Below are 24,056 nucleotides of genomic sequence, written 5' to 3'. Positions count from 1 at the left end.
AGTAGAGAAAGGCGTAGTAGATCCTGAAAACTCTACACCCACACTTATACCTTAGACAATATAGAAACGCGTTCGGGCGGCCGATATAGCGCCCTGACGGATTTGTGAAAGCCTGATAACATTAAACAATGCAGGAAACTATACTTGAGAACGGAACACTCCTTCCAGCTTCTTCTTCTACAGCCAAACCAAAGCTTGGCTTCTTAGGCGTTGGCTGGATTGGCAGAAACCGCATGGAGGCCATTATAAGAAAAGACGTTGGCGAGGTAACCTTCATCTCCGACACGGCTACCCAGAATGCCGAAGAGGCAGCTAAAAGTGCTCCTGAAGCAACAATGGTAAACTCACTGGAAGCCATGCTGCAGGAGCCGGAAGTAAATGGCATTGTAATCGCCACACCAAGTGCCTTTCATGCAGAGCAAAGTATACTTTCGTTAGAGGCCGGTAAATCTGTTTTCTGCCAAAAGCCTTTGGGACGCAACGTAGAAGAAACCAAGCGTGTAGTAGAAACGGCACGCAGGCAAAACAAGCTGTTAGGCGTGGATTTTTCCTATAGGTTTACTGCTGCCATGCAGGAGGTATACAAGGTAGTGCAGAGTGGCGAACTAGGGCAGATCTACGCTGTGGAATTGGTATTTCACAATGCTTATGGCCCCGATAAAGCCTGGTTTTATGAGCAGAAAATGTCTGGTGGAGGCTGTGTGATTGACCTGGGCGTGCACCTGGTAGACCTGGCGCTGTGGTCCATGAACTTCCCGGAAGTGAAGCGGGTGCAAAGCCACTTATTTGCTAAAGGCAAGCCTATCAGTATGGCAGAGGGCAAGGTAGAGGATTATGCTACGGCAAGTATAGAACTCGAAGGCAACACGCAAATGCAGCTAAGCTGTTCCTGGAATTTGCCAACTGGCCAGGAGGCCATCATCAACGCCACTTTTTATGGAACAGAGGGCGGCGTAGCCTTCAAAAACATAAATGGCTCTTTCTACGACTTTGTGGCAGAACGCTACTGCGGCACTAAAACCGAGCAACTATGCGCACCCCCTGACGAATGGATGGGCCGTGCCGGAGTTGTCTGGACAGAGCGGGTTGCCAAAGGAGAGGGCTTTGATGAGCAGGCAGAGGAGTTTATTAAAGTAGCAAAAGTATTAGATAAAATTTACGGAAGATAGAAGTATGGAAGCACATCACCCTTCAAAAATCCTGATGACGGCCGATACCGTTGGCGGCGTCTGGAATTACTCACTTGAGCTTGTTAGAGCACTGGCACCATTTAAAACTGAAGTTGCACTGGCCACCATGGGCGCGCGCCTGACAGAGGAGCAGCGTCGCCAGGCCGATGAAATAGATAACCTTACCGTTTACGAAAGCGAGTACAAGCTGGAGTGGATGGAAGATGCCTGGGAAGACGTAGAAAAAGCCGGTAAATGGTTGCTGGAGCTAAAAGACGAAGTACAGCCGGAACTGGTGCACCTGAATGGCATGGTGCATGGCGCGCTGGACTTTGGTGTGCCTACCATTGTAGTTGTTCACTCGTGCGTACTCTCTTGGTGGAAGGCAGTGAAAGAAGAAGATGCTCCAAAAGAATGGGACAAGTATAAAGAACTCGTAACGCGTGGCCTGCAGAATGCTGATATGGTAGTGGCGCCAACGCAAGCCATGATGAACCAGGCAACTGCACTTTATGGTCCGTTCAAGAAGAATGCGGTTATCTACAACGGACGTGGGCAACATGGTTTCCAGTTCGGCAAAAAAGAGCCTTTCGTGTTTAGCATGGGCCGCGTTTGGGACGAAGCAAAAAACATCTCCATGCTGGCGCACATTGCCTCTGACCTTGGCTGGCCAGTATACATCGCCGGCGACGACAAGCACCCGGCCACAGGCAAAACTGTAAATCTGGAGAATGTTCATTTCCTGGGGCAGCTGTCTGAGAAAGAAGTTTCTGACTGGTTATCCAGGGCATCTATTTACGCGTTGCCTGCCAAGTATGAGCCGTTCGGTTTAACTATCCTGGAGGCAGCTATGTCGGGTTGTGCACTAGTGGTGGGCAAAACAGAAAGCCAGGCAGAGATCTGGGGTAATGCGGCCAAATATGTTGACCCAAGCAGTGCCGATGAACTTCGCGATACGATCAATAACCTGATTGAAGATGAGTTTGGTAGAAATATCATGGCTTGCCGTGCTGTAAAACGTTCTCATGGCTATACTTCTGATCCAATGGGCCAGGACTATGATCACATCTACCGCCAGGTAATGAAGCAGACGGTAACGGTATAATTATGAATGAGTGGGTGAGTGAGTAATATTTTGTCATTTCGAGCTTAGCGAGAAATCTTTTCAGAATTCTGTAGAGATCTTTCTTTGAGATGACAGTTATACAAGATTCACTCACCCACTCATCCACAACTCTTCATTCAATCACACATTCGCTCACTCAAAATTAAACTATTGATATAGTCCTTTCATACCACTCCATACTTTCAGACTGGAACTATGGCAATGTCCACTTTTAAGAGGCGTTTTTAAGAGATTAAAAGATTGAGGACACCAGCTATTTAAATCCTGGCGATGCCGACATCGAGTAGGGCGGTTGGTTTCCAAACTTCAAAACACCAGAAGAGTTTGGTGTGGCTTTTTTACGTCGATTTAATACTAACTTGCAAACATGCCCGAGAATAAACATACTCCTACTGCAAAGCATTGGAAGGTGCTTAAAACTGAATTGGTATTTGATGAGAAATGGTACACCCTGCGCCGCGACGAAGTAGAGTTGCCAAATGGTAAGGTGATGGACGATTATTATGTGAGCGTTCGTCCTGATGTGGTACTTACCTTCCCAGTAACTGAAGACGGTGAAGTGATCTTTGTACGCCAGTATAAGCACGCTGCCGCCGGTGTTTTTATCGAGTTGCCCGGCGGTGTGATAGATGCGCATGAAGATAACCCGGAGGAGGCTGCCCGCCGCGAAATGCTGGAGGAAACAGGTTATACTTCTGACGAAATGGAACTGGTGGCCGAGGTGATTGATAACCCGACCAAAGACACGAATAAAATATACTTTTACCTGGCCCTCAATGCTCACAAAGTAGCCGAACAAGACCTGGATGAAAGTGAAAGTATAGAGGTATTCAAAGTGCCTTTACAGGAAGTAGAAAGTATGGTGCTGAATGGCGAAATCTGTGTTTCTGGTTCTGTTGCGCTTTGCCTGCTGGCACTGAGGAAGCTGGGAGCTTAGTTATTTTAGTTGTCCGTTATTCGTTTACTGGAATTTAGATACGCAAAACTGTGTGTCTCTTTTTTTAATGATGCTAAAGACCTCGCAGCGTTCGAAGGTCATGCGAGCGTCTAAGTTGCTAAACGTTCGATAATCTGTAGGTTATAGCTTCTCAAAAGACAGGTTAGACGCTCGCGGGTCATAAAGACACCGCGAGGTCTTTGTAGTTTACCTTTTTATGAAGTCTCTCTTTCATAACACATCAAAAGTCTATCTTCTACTTTAGATTTCCGATATTTATAAGTCGTTCAGCGGTATGAACAGCAGCTCATATTGCCACTTAAGTTTCTTTTCTACATCTCTCAACCTATATAACAGGAACTCCTGAAACAAAATAAGTGTTATGTTTGTACATTAAATGTATGTACATTAAATTTGTTGTGCAGATTTATCTAAACAAGTACAGATATGACACCAACTGAGAATAAAATATCCATTCATAACCTGATTGAGAAGCGTTGGAGCCCAAGAGCTTTTTCCGACACAACAGTAGAGCAGGAGCAGCTAGAGACGCTTTTTGAAGCGGCACGTTGGGCGCCTTCTGCCATGAACGAGCAGCCGTGGCGCTTTATCTATGCTACTAAAGAAGATGCGGAAGCTTATGAGCGATTACTTAGCTGCCTGGTGGAGGCAAACCAGGTTTGGGCTAAAAATGCACCGGTACTTTTCCTGTCGGTTGCTAAAACAACGTACGACTTTAACGGTAATGCTAATAAGCACGCCTGGCACGATGTAGGTATGGCCACAGCCAATCTTGTGCTTCAGGCTACGGAACTGGATTTACATGTGCACTTAATGGGAGGCTTTAGTGCAGACACAGCACGCGAAGTACTAGGCATACCAGAGGGTTTTGAACCGGTTTCCATGGGAGCAGTTGGATATGTAGGAGACCCGGAAACTCTGCCAGAGCAGCTCAAGACAAGAGAGTTGGCACCAAGGCAGCGTAAGCCTTTAAGCCAGATTGCATTTAACGGTAATTGGGAACAGAAATAAGTATAAAACTATGAGCAAGAAAGTAATTCACAAGGCAGATACACGCGGACACGCCAACCACGGCTGGTTAAACTCCTATCACAGTTTCAGCTTTGCCAGCTATTATAACCCGGAGCGCATGGGCTTTGGCCTACTGCGTGTGCTCAACGACGATACCGTAGCACCGGGCATGGGATTCGGTGCGCACCCACACGACAACATGGAGATTGTGTCTATACCTTTGGCTGGAGAACTGGCGCATAAAGACAGCACCGGTAACGAGAAGACTATCCGCACAAACGAGGTGCAGATCATGTCGGCAGGTACAGGCTTAACTCACTCAGAGTACAATCATTCTAAAACGAATGAGGTGAAGTTTCTGCAGATCTGGGTGTTCCCGAAAGAGCGTGATATAAAGCCGCGTTACGAGCAGAAATCCTTTAAACCAGAAGACCGCCAGAACCAGCTGCAAACGGTAGTATCTCCTGATAGAAATGATGAAGCCATCTGGATTAACCAGGATGCTTGGTTTACATTGGGTACGTTGAAGCCGGGCTTTTCTGAAGAGTATAAGTTGCACATGCCACACCATGGAGTTTATGCTTTTGTGCTGGAAGGTGAAGTAGAGATAGACGGTGAAAAACTGAGCAAACGCGATGGCATGGGCGTATCAGATACAGAAAGTATAACTATAAAAGCAGGCTCAGATGCAGAATTGCTGCTGATGGAAGTGCCGATGAAATAATTTCCTTTCTGATAGTTTATGAAGGCTCTGTAGCACATGCTGCAGGGCCTTCTGCTTTTGTACAGCAGCTTGTTCAACCTATGTGCCTTCCTGCCGTTAAGTAGTATTCATACATTTTAAAGCTATGGAACAGGAACAAACTACATTACTAAAGGATTACTCGAACGAAGAAAAAGGTGCTTACTTAGGAGCATTGGCTACTGTTGCCCCTGTGGATGGCCAAGCATCGGAAGACGAACTTGAGTTTCTACGCATTTTGTGCGAGGCTGCCGAGATGCCTGAAAACGTAGAGCAGGAGGTAGTGCAGATTGCCCAGAATCCCTCACAGATAAGCCTGCAAAAGTGCCTGAATGTACTAAAGCAGAGTCAGCTTCGGTTTCCATTTATTTCAGATATCATCGCTTTCGCAAAATCAGACGGGCAGTACACCCCGGAAGAGCAAAAGCACATCCAGGACATAGCCAGTTACCTGCAGGTGGATCAGAAGCAGTACAGCATACTGGAGCAGTATGTAAATAAAGCCGAAGACGCCCAGCAGCACGGAGAAGATCCAACATCCAATTCCTTTATGAACAAGAACGGTTTTGGCGACATGTTTAAGAATGCAGGCATTTCTCCGGGTATGGTGAAAGGCATGTTAGGAGTAGTGGCTCCGCTTGTAATTGCCGGCATGATGCGCCGTGGCGGCAGACGCAGAGGCATGATGGGCGGCATGGGAGGCATGGCTGCGGGCGGTTTACTAGGTGGCCTGCTTAGTGGCATGATGGGAGGCGGTGGATACCGCAGATCCAGCGGAATGGGTTCGATGGCGTCTATACTTGGCGGACTGAACGGCAGACGAGGCTATGGCAGCATGGGTTCCGGAGGGCTAGGAAGCTTGTTGGGTGGTATACTGGGCGGCAGGAAGCGAGGCTGGTAAAAGTATAAAGCTGGAGTTGGACGACTTACTCTTCCAACTCCAGTTTTATAAGCCTTCGCAGGTCCTCTTCGCGCAGAAGCCCACGCACGATTTTGTTACCGATAATAAAGGTTGGTACCGCCTGAACACCTACATCTTCATAAGCATGTTTTAGTGCTTGCTGGTGCTCTTCTTTATACTTCCGGCTTTCAAGTACCTCCCTGAATTCCACTCTGTCGAGGCCAATCTCTGCTGCCAGATCAGTTAGTACATCTATCTCCCCAATATTTAATTCCTCCTGAAAGAAGGCTCGGAACATTCTGTCTGTATATTTTTCGCCTAAGCCGTGTTTTTTGGCATACTGGTAGCCCTCAAATGCCAGGTGGGTATAGGGTTGTGGCGATACCTTGGGCAGCACAATATTTATCCCTAACTGTTCCGACATCGGATAAACTGAGTTCTTCCAAGTAGTTTGCAGATACTTTCCTTCTGGTTTAAGCGTAGGAGTGGGTTCCGGCCTTAGCTCGAAAGACATCCATTCAACATCAACTTTATCTCTCTTTTCTATTCCGGCTAATGCCCGCTCCAGCACCACTTCACCAAAAAAGCAGTAAGGGCATACAAAGTCGGAATATACTTTTATTTGTAGCATTGGCTTTACTTCTAGATCATAAGTTTTACCGCCTAAGCACCACATTTGTTTAGAACATGTGCAGCCAATTTTGTAGATTGAGCAAGTATAACACATCCTGAAAGCTATGTTTAAGAACACCGTTTTTGCCTTGGTGCTGGCGCTAGGTCTGTCAGCCTGCCAGCAGCAACCACAGCAAACCACTTCAACTGCTCAAGCGCAAACTTCCGAAAGCAAATATTATTACCCCGAAAAAGGTGACAATTGGGAGCGGAGAAAGCCGGAAGAAGTAGGCATGGATCCTGCCTTGCTGCAAGAGGCTGTGGAGTGGGCGAAGATGCAGGAAACGACCCAGATCGAAAAAGACTTCTCTACCCAAAAAGAGATATTCGGAGAACCGCTTGGCCCATTGCCAGCTACAAGAGCCAACACCAATGGCATTATTCTCAAAGACGGTTACATTGTGGCAGAGTGGGGCGATACCAAAGCCGCAGATCCTACTTATAGTGTTGCCAAGAGCTTCTTGTCTACTATACTTGGTTTGACAATAGATCGGGGAATGATCCAAAGTATAAATGACCCGGTGGCAAAGTATGTGAAAGATGGCGGCTATACTTCGGAGCAAAACAGCAAGATAACCTGGGAGCACCATGCCCGCCAAACATCGGAGTGGCAGGGTGAGATGTGGGGCAAAAAAGATGATTTTATAGGCAAAGAAGCTTATGGCCGTGGAGAACGAAAACCACGCGAGATTCAGGAACCGGGCAACTTTTATGAATACAATGACACCCGAATAAACCGCTTTGCCTTATCGTTGCTGCGCCTGTGGGAGAAGCCGTTGCCGGAGGTGCTGGAAGATGAGATCATGGATCCGATTGATGCCTCTGAAACCTGGAAGTGGGTACCGTACAGAAATTCTATCATAGAGATAAACGGAAAGCAGATGCCATCGGTGAGTGGCGGCACGCGCTGGGGTGGTGGCCTCTGGATTAGTACCCGCGATGAGGCACGCTTCGGCTACCTATTCCTGCGCAACGGCCGCTGGGAAGACAAGCAGCTTATTTCTGAGCAATGGGTTAAAGAAGCAACCACACGCGGAACAGTTGGCCCGGACTACGGTTACCTGTGGTGGCTCAATACCGAAGGTAAAGCATGGCCTGATGCCCCCACCACCAGCTATGCAGCCTTAGGCGCCGGGCAGAATACGATATGGATTGATCCAGAGCATGATATAGTTATAGTATGGCGCTGGCACGATGGCAAGCAGAATGAGTTGTTTAAAAGGGTGCTGGCAGCGGTGAAGGAGTAGTTGCTGATTGTTAGTTAATGATTGAAGTAATAAAGTAGAAATTGCGCGAGAAAAGTATGTTTTTCAAAAGCAGACTGTCCCCTTGAGGGGACTACAGGGGTGTAATCGTTCCCTAACTTTTTCCAGAGTATTTAACAATCCGAAAAGTAGTTGACCTTGACCAAAAACAGGATCATACCATACAGAGAAGACTTAAAGGCGAAGGCTCGTGAGTTGAGAAAGAATAGCACCTTGTCTGAGATCCTATTGTGGCAGGAAATAAAAGAGAGAAAGCTTCTCGGCTATCAATTCCACCGGCAGGTACCTATGCTGGATTTTATAGTTGACTTTTACTCGCACGAGCTTCAATTAGCTATAGAGATTGATGGTGATAGCCATAATCAAAACTATAAGTATGATGTAAAGCGCCAGGCTGAACTAGAGCAATATGGAGTGCAGTTTATAAGAATTGATGATAAGGAAGTAAAAAGAAATATGAATAATGTGCTGAGGGCTATCGAGCATTGGATTATAGAAAAGCAGCGAATACTTTGAAATTAATTTTCTTGTGCACGATTACACCCCTATAGTCCCCTCAAGGGGACAGTCTAGCCTCAAGGAGTATAGCTTAGGTTGTTTCATATCCTAAGTTCTCTCGCACCTATAAAAAACAAAAAGCGGCTGCCCCACTAGGAGCAGCCGCTTTTTTATACTTTAACCTCTTAATGACGGCAAGTACAATGCTCACCGGCAATACCTTCGAAGCGGGTGTCTGTACCTTCGTGCCAGTCGAATGCGGTGGCAGTGCGGCTGTTTTCCCACCAGAACTTGCCTGGTTGCTTGTTGTAGTTACCCATTTCAGCCATGGTAGCGGCATCGTACAGACGGCCATTTACCATCGTATACTTCACGTGCTCTGTATTTTGGATGCTCTCCAGCGGGTTCTGATCCAGCACGATTAGGTCGGCTAATTTGCCAGCCTCTAAAGAGCCGATTTCATTGCCCATGCCCAGGTACTCAGCACCGTTCAAAGTAGCAGCGCGAAGAGCTTCCAGGTTGGTCATGCCGCCTTGCTGTAGCATCCATAGTTCCCAATGCGCACCTAAGCCCTGCAACTGACCGTGAGCACCCAAGTTCACTTTCACACCGGCATCTGTTAACTGCTTGCAGGCTTCAGAAGTCAGGATGTGACCGTGCTTATACTCTTCGTCTGGCACAAGCGTAACTCTGCGTGAACGGCCATCGATGATAGAACGTGGCGTGAATTTCAGGAGTCGCTCTTTGTCCCAGGCGTTGGTTTTCTGGTACCAGTAGTATTCGCCGGAGTTACCGCCATAGTTCACGATCAGGGTAGGAGTATAGCCTGTTTCTGAGGCTTTCCATACTTCTACCACATCTTTGTAAAGCGGCGCAACCGGAATGTTGTGCTCAATGCCCGAGTGTCCGTCCAGAATCATGCTCATGTTGTGGAAGAACGTAGAACCGCCTTCCGGAACCACCGTCATGTCCAGTTCGCGGGCAGCCTGAATGATCTGCTGGCGCTGCTCACGGCGTGGCTGGTTGTAGCTTTTCACCGAGAACCCACCGATTGCCTTTAATCGGCGCAGGTGCGAACGGGCATCGTCAATGCCGTTTACTACGGCTTTAAAGTTGCCATCGGCACCGTAAAGGATAGTACCTGTAGAGAAGATACGCGGCCCCACCATCGTACCGGCTTTCACGGCTTCCGACTGGCTGAATACCATTTCTGTAGTAGAAGATGGGTCGTGGGTAGTAGTCACACCGTAAGCCAGGTTGGCATAGTATGACCATTGCTTCTGCGGGCTCATGCCCAAACGGAACGTGCCCAGGTGTGCGTGCACATCCACCAAACCAGGCATGATGGTTTTACCGGCAGCGTCTATCACTTTAGCGTCTTTCGGTACGGTTACGTTTTTGCCAACGGCCACAATGCGGCTGCCGTCCACTACAATCGTTCCGCCTTCAATCACTTCGTCGCCTTTCATGGTAATGATGCGGGCATTTGTGAAGGCTACTTTTCCTTCCGGCGTGTCTGTGTTCAGCACCAGACCGATCTTTGTGCCGGTGGTGTCGATTGCAGGCAGTTTATCCGGAGCGCCTTCTACAAACGTGAAACGATCTTTCAAATCGTTTGAGAAATACTCATCGCCCAGTACCCAATTCACTTTTTTGCTGTCGCCTGACCAATGCACACTGGTACCAGCGTCGCGGGTGAAGCGGGCAACCGGAACTGCTTTTGTTTCGGCACTTAGATCTAGGCCAGAGCCGTTGGCTGTGAACGGAGCCACATAACCATTGAACAGCTCCACAAACGCAATCCACTTGTTATCCGGGCTTGGGTAGAATTGCTCCGTATACTTGGAAGTATAGTGCGTCTGTTCTTCCTTTCCGTTCAGGTCTACGCTCTTAAAAGCATATTTGTCACCGGCACGTGCCGTGAAGAAAATACGATCAGAAGTAGCATTGAAAAGTGGTGAAGAACCGTTTTTCTGTACAAAAGTCGGCTTGCCGCCATCGGTAGACATGTAGTAAATACCACGCTCGTTGCCGTGCGCATAACCCATATGGTTGTTGCCGCCTTCTTTGTTGTAAACGATATACTTACCGTTTGGCGAGAACACCGGGTTTGAGTAGAATCCTTTTTCAGAAGTAAGCTTGGTTGGCTTCGGGTTCTTCTTACGGATGTCCAGCTTCATCAGCGTGCTGTAATTATCATCGTTCCAGGTGGAGTACACGATGTACTTGCCATCCGGAGAGAAGGCAGGATAAAACTCGAAATCTGTGCTGTTGGTAATGCGCTCCGGCTTCCCGTTTGGAAGTTCTTTCTTGTAGATGTGGCCGGCAGCGTTAAACACTAACAACTTACCATCCGGAGAAGTTACTGCATGGCGGATAGCCTTGGCTTCGAACTGCTTTGGCGACACACCACCGTTCTTGCTAAAGTCGTGACGCACGGCATCGGCAATGTAATGCGTGGCAGTAGCTTCGAAAGGGATGTTGGTAACTTTCTGCGAAGCAACATCTACCTTATTGATCTTACCATTAGCCCAGTACACAATGCTCTTGTTGTCTGGAGTCCAGGAGAAAGACGGATACACGCCGAAAATAGCCCATGCTTCCTGCTGGTCTTTGCTCAGGTTATCGGTGAGCGGCCATTGCTCGCCGGTTTTCAGGTCTTGCACAAACAGCACTGACTTGGTACGCACACGACGCACAAAGGCAATGTGCTTGCCATCTCTAGAGATGGTTGGGCGAACAGAACCGCCGTTACCGGTTACAATATTCTCGATCTCGCCTGTGTTACGGTCTACCCTGCGGATCACGTAGATCTGACCGTTCGGGTCTTTGTTATACTCGAAAGTAGAGCCACCACTCATGTCCTCAGAGTAGTATACATACTTTCCGTCTGGTGAAACAAACGGCTCGCCGGCATCCTGCTGGTCGTTTTTACGCTTGGTAAGCTGCACACCAGCTCCGCCTGATCTGTGGTACATCCACATCTCGCCGGCACCCAATGAGCGGGTGTTGGTATAGTGCTTACGCGCAATCAGGTACTGGCCATCCGGCGTCCAAACAGCATTGTTTAGTAAGCGGAAGTTCTCTGTTGTGATTTGTTTAGCATCCGAGCCGTCGCGCTTCATGATCCAGATGTTATCGCCTCCGCCTGCATCCGAAGTGAAAGAGATAAACTGACCATCCGGACTGAAACGTGGCTGCACTTCGTAAGCGCGGCCTGTACGTAGCAGTTTCGCTTTGCCACCTGAAATTGGCATAATGTAGATGTCGCCCAGCAAATCGAACACAATCTCCTTGCCATCCGGACTTACATCCAGGCTCATCCAGGTGCCTTCGTCGGTAGTAACGGTAATTTCTTTTTCTTTTCCGTGGGCAGTATCCACTTTCCACTTTTTGTCATCTTTTTTGTCCTGAGCTGATGCGGTGCCTAAAGGTAAGGCCAAAGCCGCCGCCAGAATCATACTCAGATAAGTACGTTTCTTCATGGTAGGGTGAAAAAGTTAGTTTAGTTGTTCCTCAAATATAAGCATTTAACTGCAGATTAAGAGGATTTTAGGGATTAAGTGTAATTTAGAGCCAGTGTGCTTTGCGTAGCCTTCGCATGCATGGTGGTGTTTATACTTGCCGTAAAGATTAAAAGGAGTATGCTTTAGAACTTCATTCGGCCATACCTATAAAAATCCGGCCCCATACCAATTACAATGTACTCATTGTTATTTACTGTATAGGCGGAGCAGGGGCGGAGGTAAAAGCCGTGAGCGCTACCTGTTTTAGTTGTGTGCAGGGGTTTTACTGTTTTGGCACCATCTGGATGTACGCTTACCATAACCGGAGTTTTCAAAGATGATCTTGGGCTGTACATAGCAATTTTATCATCAGCCTGGTTTTTAAACTCAAAGTCCAAGTAAAGTATCCGCAGGGTATCTTGTACAACAGCTGCAAAGTATGAGCGGATGGTATTTTGCATGTTAGTGCCGCTTTGGAGTTTGTTTATACTTGTTGTAAAAGCTGTAGAGCCGTTTTTTCGGAGTTTTATAACCAAAATATCATTGTTATGATACACAAAGGTACCCGCCCTGTTTTCGGTTTCGCATACTTCGCCTAGCAAGTATAAACCACCATCCGGAGTAGGAATAGCTTTATCTAAATGCAGGTTTCTAAGGCGCTGACTGTTATCGTTGTCTGGTTTTAAACGTTTATACTCGCTTATAAACTTTTTGCTAAATGGAGCATAAGATGCAAAGCGGTCCTGGAAATGACGTTTATCTATCCGATACAAAAAAGTGCCGATGGGCTCCGGATTGTGGCTGGCTACAGAGTTAGATGGTGAAACATAGCCAGTTACTGCTACTATATTACCCGAAACAGCAGCCATTTTAGCTCTTATTGGCCGATATTCCGTGTGGCCGAGCACCAGTTCGCTGCTTTTACCTGTTTCTGAATTAAACTGATAAAGATAATAAGCTGTGGTTGCCGGTGCTGCTGCCGGGGCTTTGGTTAACAAGTAGGTGGTTCCGTCTGGTTGCACGAGCAGTTCCTCTGCGTTGCCTTTGTATTTGATGGTACTTGTCCAGCGGGGAACAAGTTCGTGCGAAAATAGCGAAATAGTATGGCTGTCCTCACCATTAACGGCTACAGCAAATGCCGCATCATCCGGAGCTTTTGCCATTAAAACATTGTCTCCTTTGTTGCTTTGAGCTATCAGTTCTATGTCAGGTGCGTAATTCCCGTTATGGCTTATTTTCTGGGAGTAGACACGGGTTGAGTTGCCAGTTGTGTTGTAGGATAGCATATATAAATCTCCTTTCAGCATTTCCACGCAGTGGAATTTTGCGCTTTTGCCATCATTGGTTTTAGGAGAGAGTGCCGTTGTCCAGAAGCGTTCGTGATCAGGATTGTAATGCTCCAAGGTTATTTGGTTGTTAACTGTGTAAGTTGCAAAAAAGCCATCCTTGTCAACCCCTATTATTTCCATATTCTCTAGCTGTCCAAACTTGCGGTTTATCTTTTCTCCCCAACTAAATTGAGGTTCTTGAGAAATAACAGGTATTGAGTAAAGGAGGAATAATATATATACTATAATTAACTTCATTATACTTTATACTTTTTTTATACGAGTATAAAATTGTGAAGGATAGTTTTATTTGTTTGTAAATATGTGAATAACACTAAGTTATGGGTGAATATAATGTAAGAAAGGCGCCCTGTTAGGAGCGCCTTTATAATTTATTTCACGAATATCAGTGCAATTACTGCACTTGCGTCTTGTCTACTCTGGTTGGGGTGTCTTTACCGTTAACTACGCTTTTAGAGGCAGTGGCAATGGCTTTGATCATACTTGTCATGTGTGCCATGTCCAGTTGTTCAAACTCATCATTAACAGTATGGTAAGTTTTGTCTTTATCTATCTGCACCGAAGAGATAGTGTGAGCTGGAACGCCTAAGCGGGCAAGGGTGGCATTGTCGGAACGGTAAAAAAGATTCTGCTCCGGGTATGGGTCCGGGTGAATGCTGTAGGTAGTGCCTTGCAGGTTGTTTTGCATGAGCTCCCCTAAGTTAGATCTTTCGAATCCGGTTAAGTAAGCACTATTTGGTCCGAATTTAGAAGGTTTGCCTACCATCTCGATGTTAAACATAGCCACAATCTCTTCAGGGTTTAGTTGCTCAGAAAAATGCCTGGAGCCATAGCCGCCTATCTCTTCTGCCGCAAAGGCTACAAACAGGATGCTGCGCTCTGGCTTGCCCTGCTTTTTAAAATGTTTGGCCAGCGTCATCATGGCTGTAATGCCTGAGGCATCGTCGTCGGCGCCGTTGGCAATGCTGTCGCCGTCGGTTGGCTTCTGTATGCCTATGTGGTCATAGTGGCCCGAGAAAACAACATACTCGTTTTTACGCTTGCCTTCTATCATGCCTCCTACATTCGTCAGCTTCTTTTCTTCTATCTTATTCTCTGCAGTTACAGTAAAAGCAGGGGCTGTGCTTTGCTCCGTTAGCACAAATACTTTGCTCGTGCCTGTGCCGGTTTCTTTAAGCACAGAGCCGTTGCGCAGGTGGCGCTGGTAAGCAGTGAACATGCTCTTATGCTTTGGGTGTACCAGCACCAGTGCATCTTTCTCCAGTCTGCTAACCTGGCCAAAGGCTTTTCTGAAGTCCTCTGCCTCTGTGATCGCAACTACCTCTACTCCCTCCGGGTTTGTCCAGTTTATTTGCTGGTGGTTTGTTCTGGAAAACAGGTTCTCGGCAGGCTGCGCTTCTCCGTTAAGGCTAACGGTAATGGTAGCCGGAGACATGTGGTATACTTTAAACGTTTGCTTAAAATCTACTTCGCCAGGCAAAGGTTTAAGCTTAGTCTTCTCGAATTCATTTGCGATAAAATCAGCCGCTTTTTCACCTCCGGGCGTAAAAGAAGCACGGCCCTGCATGTCGTCTGCGCTCAATGTTTTCATCAGGCGTGTTACCTCAGGCTCTTCGATGCCCCTCAGTTTTTGGGCCTGCGCCACTTCACCCCAGGTTAAGGCCACAAGGGCAAGCGCGGCAATTTTTAGTTTAGTCATAGTAGATAGAGAAAGTGTAATTTTAAGTGTAGATGTTAACGTCTGATAATAAAGTATAAGTGTTATATTTAAACACTAATATACCTGTTTTTTATGGATAGCCAACCCAAAGTGAACTGGATAAAATTGCTGTTATTTATTGTGCTGACAGCAGTTATACTTTACTTTGGAAAGAATCTGTTTATCCCCTTAAGCTTTGCGCTTCTCATCAGCTTCTTGCTTTACCCGATCTGCAGATGGCTGGAGGCAAAAAAGGTACCCCGTTGGGCTGCCATTGCGCTGTGTCTTTTGCTATTACTTATTATTGTAGGGCTGCTGGTGTGGCTGCTGGTGCGGCAAATGTTGAGCTTTACCAAAGAATGGCCGAATGTGCATGCCAAGTTAATAAGCACCTGGGAGAAACTGAGCGAGCACATAGAAAGCACTTATGAAATAGGTGTTGGAAGGCAGAAGGAGTGGTTGGAGAGCTTTGCTGCAGATGCGGTCTCGTCTGTTTTTGGGATGGCCCAGGGGGTTCTTTATACTTCTGCTGTCAGTTTGGTGCTGCTGCTCCTGATACCCATTTACATTGCGCTTATACTTTACTACCGCGAACAGTTGGCGCAGGGGCTTTTCGTGCTGTTCGAAAAAAGCGAGCAGAAGAAGATCCGCACCATCCTGCACGAAACCATTACAACCTACTACAACTTTATTAAAGGCATGGCCATTGTGTACCTGGTGGTAGCAGTCTTAAATAGTATCGGGCTCTTGCTACTAAACATACCGCATGCTATTTTCTTCGGAATTGTGGCCTCTATACTTACGTTTATTCCTTATGTGGGTATCACCATCGGAGCCATACTGCCCATGGCCATTGCCTGGGTTACCTACGACAACATCTGGTATCCGATTGGGGTGGTGATTGTGTTTGCGGTAGTGCAGTACCTGGAGGCAAATCTTATTTTCCCGTGGGCAGTGAGTTATAGGCTGCGCGTGAATATGCTGTTTACGTTATTGGCTATTGTGGCTGGCGGTATACTGTGGGGAGCATCCGGTATGATTCTGTTTATTCCTTTCCTGGCTATACTTAAGCTCATTGCCGATAAACACGAACAGATGCGGTCTGTTTCTATCTTGTTAGGAAATGGAAACGAGGAAGGGAAAACGCAAGTATAGGAGGTGCAAAACTGTTAGCCCTGTTTGTGGTCCCACTCTTTTCGTAGCAGGCTGTATACTTCCAGATTGTGGAACTGGCCATTGCTTAATAGTTCGCCATCGCGCTCTATGCCCTCAAACGTAAAGCCTAGCTTCTTTGGAATAGCGTTGCTGCGTGTGTTACCGATGCCCACCTTTATCTGTATCCGGTTCATCTTCATTTTTTCAAAGGCATATTTTATAAGCGCAGAACAGCTGCGTGTTATGATGCCTCTGTGCTGCTGGTTTTCAGCCAGCCAATATCCTACTTCCAGTTTCAGGTTAACCGCGTCTATACTTTTAAAACCGATTATACCTGCATGCTGTCCCTTGTATAGCACGATGAACACCAGGTCGGAAATCTTACCCTCTGCCGTTACAGATTTTATGAAAGCCTCCGTGTCAGATACAGCTTTTGTGTAATCAACAAAAGGGAGCCACTTGCGCAAGTACTCTCTGTTTGAATCAATAAGCTTAAAAACTGCTGAGGTATCGTTAACAGATACCTCGCGGAGCTTTAAGTTTTCTGAAACAGGAACCTCGATGGCAGTGGTTTTCATAGTTTAGCGCAATGTGTACTTTGAAGTTTGTCAGTTTTTCTACTTTTTCTCAATAATATCATAACGTGCCTTTGCAAGTGCATCAAGTTCTTTGTTTTGTTAAAACTCCAGGCAGATATCTATTACTCTTTTTCCTTCCATTCCTTCGGCCACTTTACCTATGCGAGCCACAGAATCTAGCTGTATCTTGCTCCTTTCTGCCTTGGCCAAGCTATCAATAAAGGCTATCTCTGTGTACATATAATCTGGATAGGCACAGCTGATATCATTTCTCAAATCCAGCTTGTTGTTGTTTCCGTACTCCAGGCATTTGCAGAAGCTAGCCGTTTTAAAATCATTAATAAAAGCACTTCTTAAATTCTTTTGGTATACTTTCTCATTAACGGAACCATACTTCGTGGTGCAGGAGACCAGAGTAGTAGTAACAAGCAGGCTTAAAAGTATAGCTTAAAGCTTCATGAGGAATTTTCCTTAGTTTATCTGCTTCCGGAAGCCGCCTTTGCTGCCCGGCTTTTTGCCGCTGCTTTTACCTTTAGTGCCAAAGGTTCCAGTTCTTTTGCCTGTGGTTGATTTGGGGGCTTTAGCGGCAATTACTTTTAGCTGGGTTACCTCTTCAGGGTTAAGCTCACGGTACTCGCCTGGCTGTAATCTGCCCAACGTAAGCTGACCAATGGCCGGACGTATCAGGCGCAGGGTAGGGTAGCCAACAGCGGCTGTCATGCGGCGCACCTGTCGGTTCATGCCCTGTGAAATTTTGATCTCGAGCCAGGAGGTAGGAATGTTCTTCCGGAAACGGATAGGGGTGGAACGTTCCCATACTTGCGGTTCCTCTTCCAGAAGCTGTGCTTTTGCAGGTGAGGTTTTTGTGCCCTTGATCACTACGCCCAACCGTAAACGTGTCAGCGCCTCGTCTGTAGGGATGCCTTCTACCTGAACCCAATAAGTTTTCTCTACCTTAAACTGTGGGTCGGAGAGGCGGTGCTGCAGTGTTTTGTCATCAGTTAGCAACACCATACCCTCGCTGTCGTAATCGAGGCGGCCGACAGGATAAATGTTAGGTACAGAGACAAAATCCTTTAAGGTGGCTCTGCCGGCCTCGTCGGTAAACTGTGTGAGCACCTCGTAAGGTTTGTTTAGTATAAAGTATCTCAAGTGGATCAGGCGGTTTTAGTTAATTGCTCTGGACAGGCTGTATGGCTAAGTTCCAGGAGCTCTTTAATTGTTCGTACTCTGGCAGCAACAAAGATACCAAAACTGAGTCTTCATTTATCCCATCCACCACATAATGTCCCCTCACAGTTCCTTCGTCTTTAAAACCAAAACGCTTCAGTAACCTAACCGATGGGGTATTGTAGTCTGCTAAAAGCGCCTCAATTCTGTGTAGCTTCATCTGCTCAAAGCCATACCTGAGTATGGGACCAAGTGCTTCAGTCATCAGTCCCTTGCCTTTGTCCTGGTCGTGTAGCAGGTAGTAGCCTACTTCAGCTCTTCTGTGCTTTGGAATCCAAGTATGGTAACCGCAACTACCCAATACCCGGCCGCTTTGCTTGTCCAGCAGATGAAAGTTAGCGAAGGATACGAAGTAGGTGGTATAACCCTTGCTATACTTTTCTTTTTCAGCATTAAGTTCCTCTTCTGTGGTAAAACCGAAGTATTCTTTAATCTCCTTGTCGGAGCAGTTCGTGAAAAGGTAACCGTATACTTCCGGGGACAGCAGGCGCAGGTACATGCGCTCCGTTTCAAGTATAAAAGGAGAGGGGATGGTGGTGTTTGTCATAGTTTTATAAGTATAGTTGCAGTGGCTGTTTTTCTGTAAATATACTTATACTATTGTTTAGTTGTTGATGGGTGCTTGGTTTAATAAAGGTAGGTTACGTTGAGCTACATTGCTGGTAGTAGCAGCGTAAGCTAAAAGTTTGTGACCCTCCTGTTAAAGTATACACAAACTGCTAACTCACGCAGATAAAAAGTTTATTCAGATGCTATTAATCCTCTTTTCCGTCGTATGTAACTCTCTTGTATTCTAATCTTGGGCCATCGCACATGCTCCATTCGCCCAATACAAGCGTTATTTCAGACTGGAATTGTAGCGTTTCTGTTGGTTCTACTATGCAGTTTCCGATGATGTCGCTGTCATTTTCATAAGTCAGCTTTAAGTAATTCATGTCAGTTGTAGCATCTATCTTGTAGGTGCCGGATGCAGATGTTGTAATGCCAGCATGTTCCCTTGTTTTACAGAAAGTGCCATTAGCTTTTATAATGTAATACTCCTGCCATGCCATAGCAGCACCTGTTTGGGCAGGCATATTGGCAATATTACCAGTCATGCTTACAAGCTGCCATTTCTGCGGATACTGATCAGCAGAAAATTCAGTTGGAGTTGTGTCTAGCTCTGCTTCTTTGGAGCAGGAAGTAACTGCGTAAAGCAGCAATAGAGCAAGAAGTAAGTTTTTCATATAGCAGCGAGCTTAAGGTGTAACTATATGATCCCGGAATACATGGAATAGTTGCAGCGCTAACTCGTTTACCTTAAATATAAACCAGCACTTTAATAGCTGCCGTTATACTTCCGTATAAACCACTCGACGCAGATAAAGCCAAGCAGCAGGAAGAAGAGCCATTTAAGGTCTACCAGGTCTTTGAGTTCTTCAGAGCTGTAGATTTTAGGTTTGTGTTCGGCTTTAAGAATGTCTTGCTCCAGCTGTTGTAGTTGTGCAGGATAGTATAATTTAGAGCCGGTGTTGCTGGCCAGCTGGTAAAGCAGCGTGTGGTCAGCTACGGAATTAAGGGCTTCCAGCTGCAGTTCCTCTACCACAAATTCGCCTTTGTCTTGTTGCATTTGCCCGTTAATTCTGGCCGTAGCAGTATACGTATAACGACCCCCATCCAAAGTACCGATATTTACACCTGCCTGATTTTCGCCGTTGGCAAAGTTAAAGTTCCTGGTCTGGCCTTCGTCGTTTTTTATACTTAAGGTGATGTTCTGTCCGTAGATTGGCTCCAGTGCTTCGTTGTAGGCTTCTGCGTTAAAGCGCACTTCCTCAGAACTGGTGTATTCCGTCAGCATAGGGTAAACGTTCAGGCGCTTTTTGTTTCGTGGAGCGCTTAATAGCTGTATCAGGTTTGTGATGAGCTTATCGTATACTTCGGGCTGCTCGTTGTTGGCATTCTCGATGATGCGCCATTGCCAGATGCCTGAGGCTAGCAATGTAGCATTGCGTTTGTCTCCGGACGTTTGCACGGCCAGCATGGGCTTGTTCGTTTTTACGCGCCCTACCTGCTGGTACAGTACCACCTCCGTGTTCGGGTTAAGGCGCACATCCCCAAAAGGCACCCTTGCCGGCGGGTACTGCTGTAGGCGTTCAGGGGCAGCCTCTGGTAGCTTAAAAGTAGTAAAGTTAGCGTTTGCGATAGGCGTTACTTCGTCCTGTTGTCCGTTGCTGCTGATGTTTAGGCCCACGTTCAGACGGTTGTAGTCGTTCAGGTCGCTTTGCGGACCAAGAATGTACAGCGCAGGCAGGTTTTTCTGGCGCACCAGGTTAAGAGCCGCCTCACCGCCTGCTACACGTCCTGGTAACTGGTGCAGCACGGCTACGTCATAATCCTGTGGTTTTAGCTGCATTAAGCCGGGTATGTACAGGGTGGTTTCATAGTTCTCGTTAGACTCTATGGCAGCCCGAATGGCCTTTATGTCGGGGTGCGGAGCAGCGGCTGCAACCAATACCTTTATTTTGCCTTTTACTACATCAATGTAAGCATGTTTGGTGTTGTTGAGGGTGGTAAACTCACCTTGCAGCGGTTGCACTTCCACCTCGTAATGGCGTTTGCCAAGCCCCGATGCCAGCACCTGGAACGGCACCTGCTGCACCGGCTGACCGGCCTGCATCGAAACGGTTTTACGGGCAATTGCTTTGCCGTTTTCCTTCAGTATGACGTTTGCCTGCCTTCCTGCAAACCCTTCCTGCTGCAGTTCTACCTCTAATGGAAAGCGGTTGCCACTGTAGTTTACTTTGTTGTAACGCAGCGATGCCACCAGCACGTCTTTTTTAGGAATAGTATCACCTAGAGCCACAGGGTACAGTGTATATCCATAGTTGGCATAAGCTGGCGACATTCCCTGGTTCACGATACCATCCGACAATAATACCACACCCGCCAGGTTCTGCTCTGCATACTCCTCCTGCACCTGCGAAAGCAGCTGGCTCAGGTTTGTAGTTTCTGAGATATAGTTAAGCTCGCTTATACTTTGCTGTTGCTCGTTGGCAAGTGTTCTGATCTCAGTTTTGTAGCCGGCATCCTGTAGTTTAGAAACTATATTTTGCAAGCCCTGCTCCGCCTGTTTCAGCTGCACCGAGTCTGAGAACAGCTTTACCGACTGTGAGTTATCCAAAGCGAAAACAATAGTTGGCTCTTGTGTAGTATTAGAAACATACCGCACTAAAGGCCCCAGTAGCAGAAAGCTGATAAAGCTAACGACCACAAAGCGCAGCACTGCCAGCGCATAATTTATACTTTTAGGCCATGGTGCCCGCTTGCTGTACAGCAGCCACGCATATAGTAAGCCAACTGCCAGGCAGGCAAGTATAAGCCAGGGGGAGTAGGTCGTTATGAGTCGGAACGAGTTCAAATTTATAAGTATGAATTATAAATGCTGAAAGATGAATGGAGCCTTGTCTTTTATTTATACTAAAGATAAAAGAAAAAGACCAATGCTACTAACGTAAACGCAGGAGCATTGGTCTATATTGAATTAGTAATTATGAGTTCCGAGTTCTGAGTTACGAATTCCGAGCTAATTCTCTTTAAACAATTAAGTATCGTGTTACGTGTGTCGTATAATTTTTAACTCGGTACTCAGAACTCAAGACGCTATTAAGTCAGCATGCCACCGTCAACCTGAAGGGTCTGGCCAGTAATGTAAGCCGACTCGTCAGACGCCAAGAATACAGCTGCTTTAGCCACATCCTCCGGTGATCCGCCGCGCTTCAATGGAATTGCCTTTCTCCACTCGTCCACTACTTTCTGGTCAAGCTCTCCAGTCATTTCTGTTTCGATAAAGCCAGGGGCAATGGCATTGCAGCGGATGTTTCTAGAGCCTAGCTCCAGTGCTACAGATTTTGTAAAGCCGATGATACCAGCCTTAGAAGCTGCATAGTTAGCCTGGCCAGCGTTACCTTTAATACCTACCACAGAAGTTATGTTGATAACAGAACCAACTTTGGCGCGCATCATGTGCTTGGTGGCAGCCTTGGTCACGTTAAACACAGACTTCAGGTTGGTATTGATCACCGCATCCCACTGCTCCTCGTTCATGCGCATCAGCAGACCGTCGCGGGTGATGCCGGCATTGTTTACTACAATGTCGATCTTGCCGAACTCTTTTACTACGTCCTCTACCAGCTGCTCGGCCTGTGCCGTGTTGGAGGCATCAGAGCGATATCCTTTTGCCACACCGCCATTGGCAGATAACTCCTGCTCTAGGGCTTGTCCTTTTTCTACGCTAGACAGGTAGGTGAATGCTACCTTGGCACCAGCCTCTACAAATTTCTCTGCGATGGCGCGGCCTATTCCTTTTGATGCTCCCGTTACCAGGGCTACTTTTCCTTCTAATGCTTTCATGGAGGCCAAAGTTATAAAAAGAAATGTTTTTTGCGAAAGTAGTTTATTACTGATGCTCCAGCGTAGCCAAAAAGCATGGTTTAGAGACAGTTGCAGAAAGTATACTAAAGTTATAATAGAGCTATAACAATGCGCGTTATAGATTGCAGTGCTATATTGACTTTTGGCAAAACTATTGCAACATATTTATAATCTGATGATTATGTTGATTGATATTTTTATTTCTATCGGTTAAAGCATATTTTCGTGTCGATTTTCCAACCAAAGGTATTTTTTAGTGATGTACAAACGTAGTAAAGGGCTTGCCACCCTGCTCGCTTTGTTGCTGTTGTTTTTTATTATTGCAGCACGTGTTGTTAGCCTGAATTCCGACCAGGTGATGGCCCGCCAGAATGAGTCTAAACCTAAGCTTGATCTTGTTAAAGCAGAGAAGAAGCCAGCCCCCATTGTATATGGCATATCTACCGATACACTGGCGATTGTAGAAGATGAGGTGAAAAGTGGTGAAAATATCTCTGAAATACTGGCAGCGTATAATATCTCACCAACACAGGCGCACACTCTGGCGCAAAAGGCAAAAAAAGTATACAGTGTTCGTAGAATTGCCGCCAATAGCAGCTATACTATACTACACTCCCTAGATTCTGCCCAGACAGCCCAATACTTTATTTATGAGCCTAACCCTGTAGAGTATGTGATTTACGACCTGCGTGGGGAAACAGAGGTTACATTAGTAAAGCGCAAAATAGAAGTTGTGGAGCGTACCTTAGCTGGTGAGATTAAAAGTTCTTTGTTCGATTCGATGGTGGAGGCCGGTGGCTCGCCACAACTGGTTAACAAGTTTGCCGATATCTATGCATGGCGCCTAAACCTGAACCACCTTCAGCCCGGCGATAAATTTAAGCTGATCTATGAAGAGAAAGTAGTTAATGGCACCACCATTGGTTACGGAGAATTAAAATCAGCTGTTTTTGAGCATAATGGGCAGGAAGTATACGCCATCGGCTTTGACCAGGGCAACGGAATGGGGTATTACGATGAAAAAGGACAGAGCCTGAAAAGAGCTTTCCTGAAAGAGCCACTAGAATATAGCCGTATCAGTTCCCGCTTCTCAAAGCGCCGTTTCCACCCGGTGCAAAAGCGCTACAAGGCACACCTGGGCACCGACTTTGCCGCACCGCGCGGTACTCCAATCAGAACAGTAGGCGACGGCAAAGTGCTGGAAGCACGCTATACCCGCGGCAACGGCTACTATGTAAAGATCAGGCACAACAAGACTTATACTACGCAATACCTGCATATGTCCAGGTTTGCAAGAGGCATTCGTGCCGGTATGCACGTAAAGCAGGGCCAGACAATTGGCTATGTAGGCAGCACAGGTCTTGCCACCGGTCCGCATCTTTGCTACCGCTTCTGGAAGAATGGCAAACAGGTAGATGCGCTGCGTGTAAAATTGCCTACTGCCGAACCAATCCGAAAGAAGAACATGGATGAATTTGCTGCGCTGAAGGAAGAGACAATGCGTAGAATGGAGGCCATTGACATGAAAAATGTGAAGCCCGCCTTACTAGCTTCGGAAAAAGGAAAAGATCCGACAGATGCTTAGTCATCTTAGCGAATGATTTTATACTTAAAAAGGCGCTGATAAAGCGCCTTTTTTTTATACTACTCTTATTAGCTAGTTTGATTCCTCAGTCCTACTTGCCTAACGTTTAACTTCTTACTCTAGTGCCCCCAAGGCCGGTAAGCTTTGTCTTGGGCGTAGGCAATCGTTGACAGGTCAAAAACCCTGAGCATTGTTCAGCATT

General features: G+C 46.6%; 21 protein-coding genes. 10 read left to right on the top strand and 11 right to left on the bottom strand.

Annotated elements, in window-relative coordinates; genetic code table 11:
* Positions 1-128: 128 nt before the first annotated feature.
* The 6 genes from H8S84_RS19415 to H8S84_RS19390 all read left to right on the top strand — a co-directional run bounded on the left by H8S84_RS19415 (position 129) and on the right by H8S84_RS19390 (position 5,907).
* Positions 129-1,169, top strand: a complete 1,041-nt coding sequence (locus H8S84_RS19415) for a Gfo/Idh/MocA family protein (protein ID WP_187069051.1) — start codon at positions 129-131, stop codon at positions 1,167-1,169.
* A gap of 4 nt (positions 1,170-1,173) precedes the next feature.
* Positions 1,174-2,274, top strand: a complete 1,101-nt coding sequence (locus H8S84_RS19410; RefSeq protein WP_230407268.1) for a glycosyltransferase — start codon at positions 1,174-1,176, stop codon at positions 2,272-2,274.
* A gap of 388 nt (positions 2,275-2,662) precedes the next feature.
* The gene (locus tag H8S84_RS19405; protein WP_187069050.1) at positions 2,663-3,232 is read left to right on the top strand and encodes an NUDIX hydrolase; all 570 of its coding nucleotides are present in this window, start codon (positions 2,663-2,665) and stop codon (positions 3,230-3,232) included.
* Positions 3,233-3,679: 447 nt separating this feature from the next.
* Positions 3,680-4,264, top strand: a complete 585-nt coding sequence (locus tag H8S84_RS19400; RefSeq protein ID WP_187069049.1) for a nitroreductase family protein — start codon at positions 3,680-3,682, stop codon at positions 4,262-4,264.
* Between the two features lie 10 nt (positions 4,265-4,274).
* Complete coding sequence (locus H8S84_RS19395) at positions 4,275-4,988, top strand: pirin family protein (RefSeq protein WP_187069048.1); 714 nt, start codon at positions 4,275-4,277, stop codon at positions 4,986-4,988.
* 124 nt (positions 4,989-5,112) lie between these two features.
* Positions 5,113-5,907: a tellurite resistance TerB family protein gene (locus H8S84_RS19390; protein WP_187069047.1), complete on the top strand. Its 795-nt coding sequence runs from the start codon at positions 5,113-5,115 to the stop codon at positions 5,905-5,907.
* A 25-nt stretch (positions 5,908-5,932) separates the two neighbouring features.
* Here H8S84_RS19390 and H8S84_RS19385 read toward each other — a convergent pair whose 3' ends face one another.
* Positions 5,933-6,538, bottom strand: a complete 606-nt coding sequence (locus H8S84_RS19385; protein ID WP_187069046.1) for a DsbA family oxidoreductase — start codon at positions 6,536-6,538, stop codon at positions 5,933-5,935.
* A gap of 106 nt (positions 6,539-6,644) precedes the next feature.
* Here H8S84_RS19385 and H8S84_RS19380 point away from each other — a divergent pair, with 106 nt between their 5' ends.
* Both H8S84_RS19380 and H8S84_RS19375 read left to right on the top strand, forming a co-directional pair.
* A complete protein-coding gene (locus H8S84_RS19380; RefSeq protein WP_187069045.1) occupies positions 6,645-7,826 on the top strand; it encodes a serine hydrolase domain-containing protein in 1,182 nt (393 codons plus the stop codon).
* A 156-nt stretch (positions 7,827-7,982) separates the two neighbouring features.
* Entirely contained in the window at positions 7,983-8,360 is a 378-nt protein-coding gene (locus H8S84_RS19375; RefSeq protein WP_187069044.1) for an endonuclease domain-containing protein, read from the top strand.
* Between the two features lie 167 nt (positions 8,361-8,527).
* On the opposite strand, the gene H8S84_RS19370 is transcribed toward H8S84_RS19375, so the two are convergent.
* The 3 genes from H8S84_RS19370 to H8S84_RS19360 form a co-directional block, all read right to left on the bottom strand.
* On the bottom strand, positions 8,528-11,827 hold the full coding sequence (locus H8S84_RS19370) for an amidohydrolase family protein (protein ID WP_230407267.1): 3,300 nt from the start codon (positions 11,825-11,827) through the stop codon (positions 8,528-8,530).
* 164 nt (positions 11,828-11,991) lie between these two features.
* Positions 11,992-13,317 (bottom strand): hypothetical protein, encoded by a 1,326-nt coding sequence (locus tag H8S84_RS19365; protein WP_187069043.1) that lies wholly within the window; start codon positions 13,315-13,317, stop codon positions 11,992-11,994.
* A 274-nt stretch (positions 13,318-13,591) separates the two neighbouring features.
* Entirely contained in the window at positions 13,592-14,896 is a 1,305-nt protein-coding gene (locus tag H8S84_RS19360; protein WP_187069042.1) for a M20/M25/M40 family metallo-hydrolase, read from the bottom strand.
* A 93-nt stretch (positions 14,897-14,989) separates the two neighbouring features.
* On the opposite strand from H8S84_RS19360, the gene H8S84_RS19355 reads away from it, so the two are divergent.
* The gene (locus tag H8S84_RS19355) at positions 14,990-16,051 is read left to right on the top strand and encodes an AI-2E family transporter (protein ID WP_187069041.1); all 1,062 of its coding nucleotides are present in this window, start codon (positions 14,990-14,992) and stop codon (positions 16,049-16,051) included.
* Between the two features lie 14 nt (positions 16,052-16,065).
* Here H8S84_RS19355 and H8S84_RS19350 read toward each other — a convergent pair whose 3' ends face one another.
* The 7 genes from H8S84_RS19350 to fabG all read right to left on the bottom strand — a co-directional run bounded on the left by H8S84_RS19350 (position 16,066) and on the right by fabG (position 22,248).
* Positions 16,066-16,629, bottom strand: a complete 564-nt coding sequence (locus H8S84_RS19350; RefSeq protein ID WP_187069040.1) for a GNAT family N-acetyltransferase — start codon at positions 16,627-16,629, stop codon at positions 16,066-16,068.
* Positions 16,630-16,728: 99 nt separating this feature from the next.
* Positions 16,729-16,869 (bottom strand): hypothetical protein, encoded by a 141-nt coding sequence (locus tag H8S84_RS19345; protein ID WP_187069039.1) that lies wholly within the window; start codon positions 16,867-16,869, stop codon positions 16,729-16,731.
* Between the two features lie 231 nt (positions 16,870-17,100).
* The gene (locus tag H8S84_RS19340) at positions 17,101-17,781 is read right to left on the bottom strand and encodes a pseudouridine synthase (RefSeq protein ID WP_187069038.1); all 681 of its coding nucleotides are present in this window, start codon (positions 17,779-17,781) and stop codon (positions 17,101-17,103) included.
* 19 nt (positions 17,782-17,800) lie between these two features.
* Entirely contained in the window at positions 17,801-18,406 is a 606-nt protein-coding gene (locus H8S84_RS19335) for a GNAT family N-acetyltransferase (protein WP_187069037.1), read from the bottom strand.
* Positions 18,407-18,614: 208 nt separating this feature from the next.
* Positions 18,615-19,085, bottom strand: coding sequence for a hypothetical protein (locus H8S84_RS19330; protein WP_187069036.1), 471 nt, complete (start codon positions 19,083-19,085; stop codon positions 18,615-18,617).
* A gap of 92 nt (positions 19,086-19,177) precedes the next feature.
* Entirely contained in the window at positions 19,178-21,256 is a 2,079-nt protein-coding gene (locus H8S84_RS19325) for a vWA domain-containing protein (RefSeq protein WP_187069035.1), read from the bottom strand.
* A 245-nt stretch (positions 21,257-21,501) separates the two neighbouring features.
* Positions 21,502-22,248: a 3-oxoacyl-[acyl-carrier-protein] reductase gene (gene fabG, locus H8S84_RS19320; protein WP_187069034.1), complete on the bottom strand. Its 747-nt coding sequence runs from the start codon at positions 22,246-22,248 to the stop codon at positions 21,502-21,504.
* A gap of 280 nt (positions 22,249-22,528) precedes the next feature.
* Between fabG and H8S84_RS19315 the strand changes: the two genes are divergently transcribed.
* Positions 22,529-23,854: a peptidoglycan DD-metalloendopeptidase family protein gene (locus tag H8S84_RS19315; RefSeq protein ID WP_187069033.1), complete on the top strand. Its 1,326-nt coding sequence runs from the start codon at positions 22,529-22,531 to the stop codon at positions 23,852-23,854.
* Positions 23,855-24,056 lie beyond the last annotated feature (202 nt).

The organism is Pontibacter cellulosilyticus (genome assembly GCF_014306105.1).
GTDB classification, from domain to species: domain Bacteria; phylum Bacteroidota; class Bacteroidia; order Cytophagales; family Hymenobacteraceae; genus Pontibacter; species Pontibacter cellulosilyticus.
Note: the sequence above shows the minus strand (reverse complement) of the source record. Positions and strands in the feature narration are given on the sequence as shown.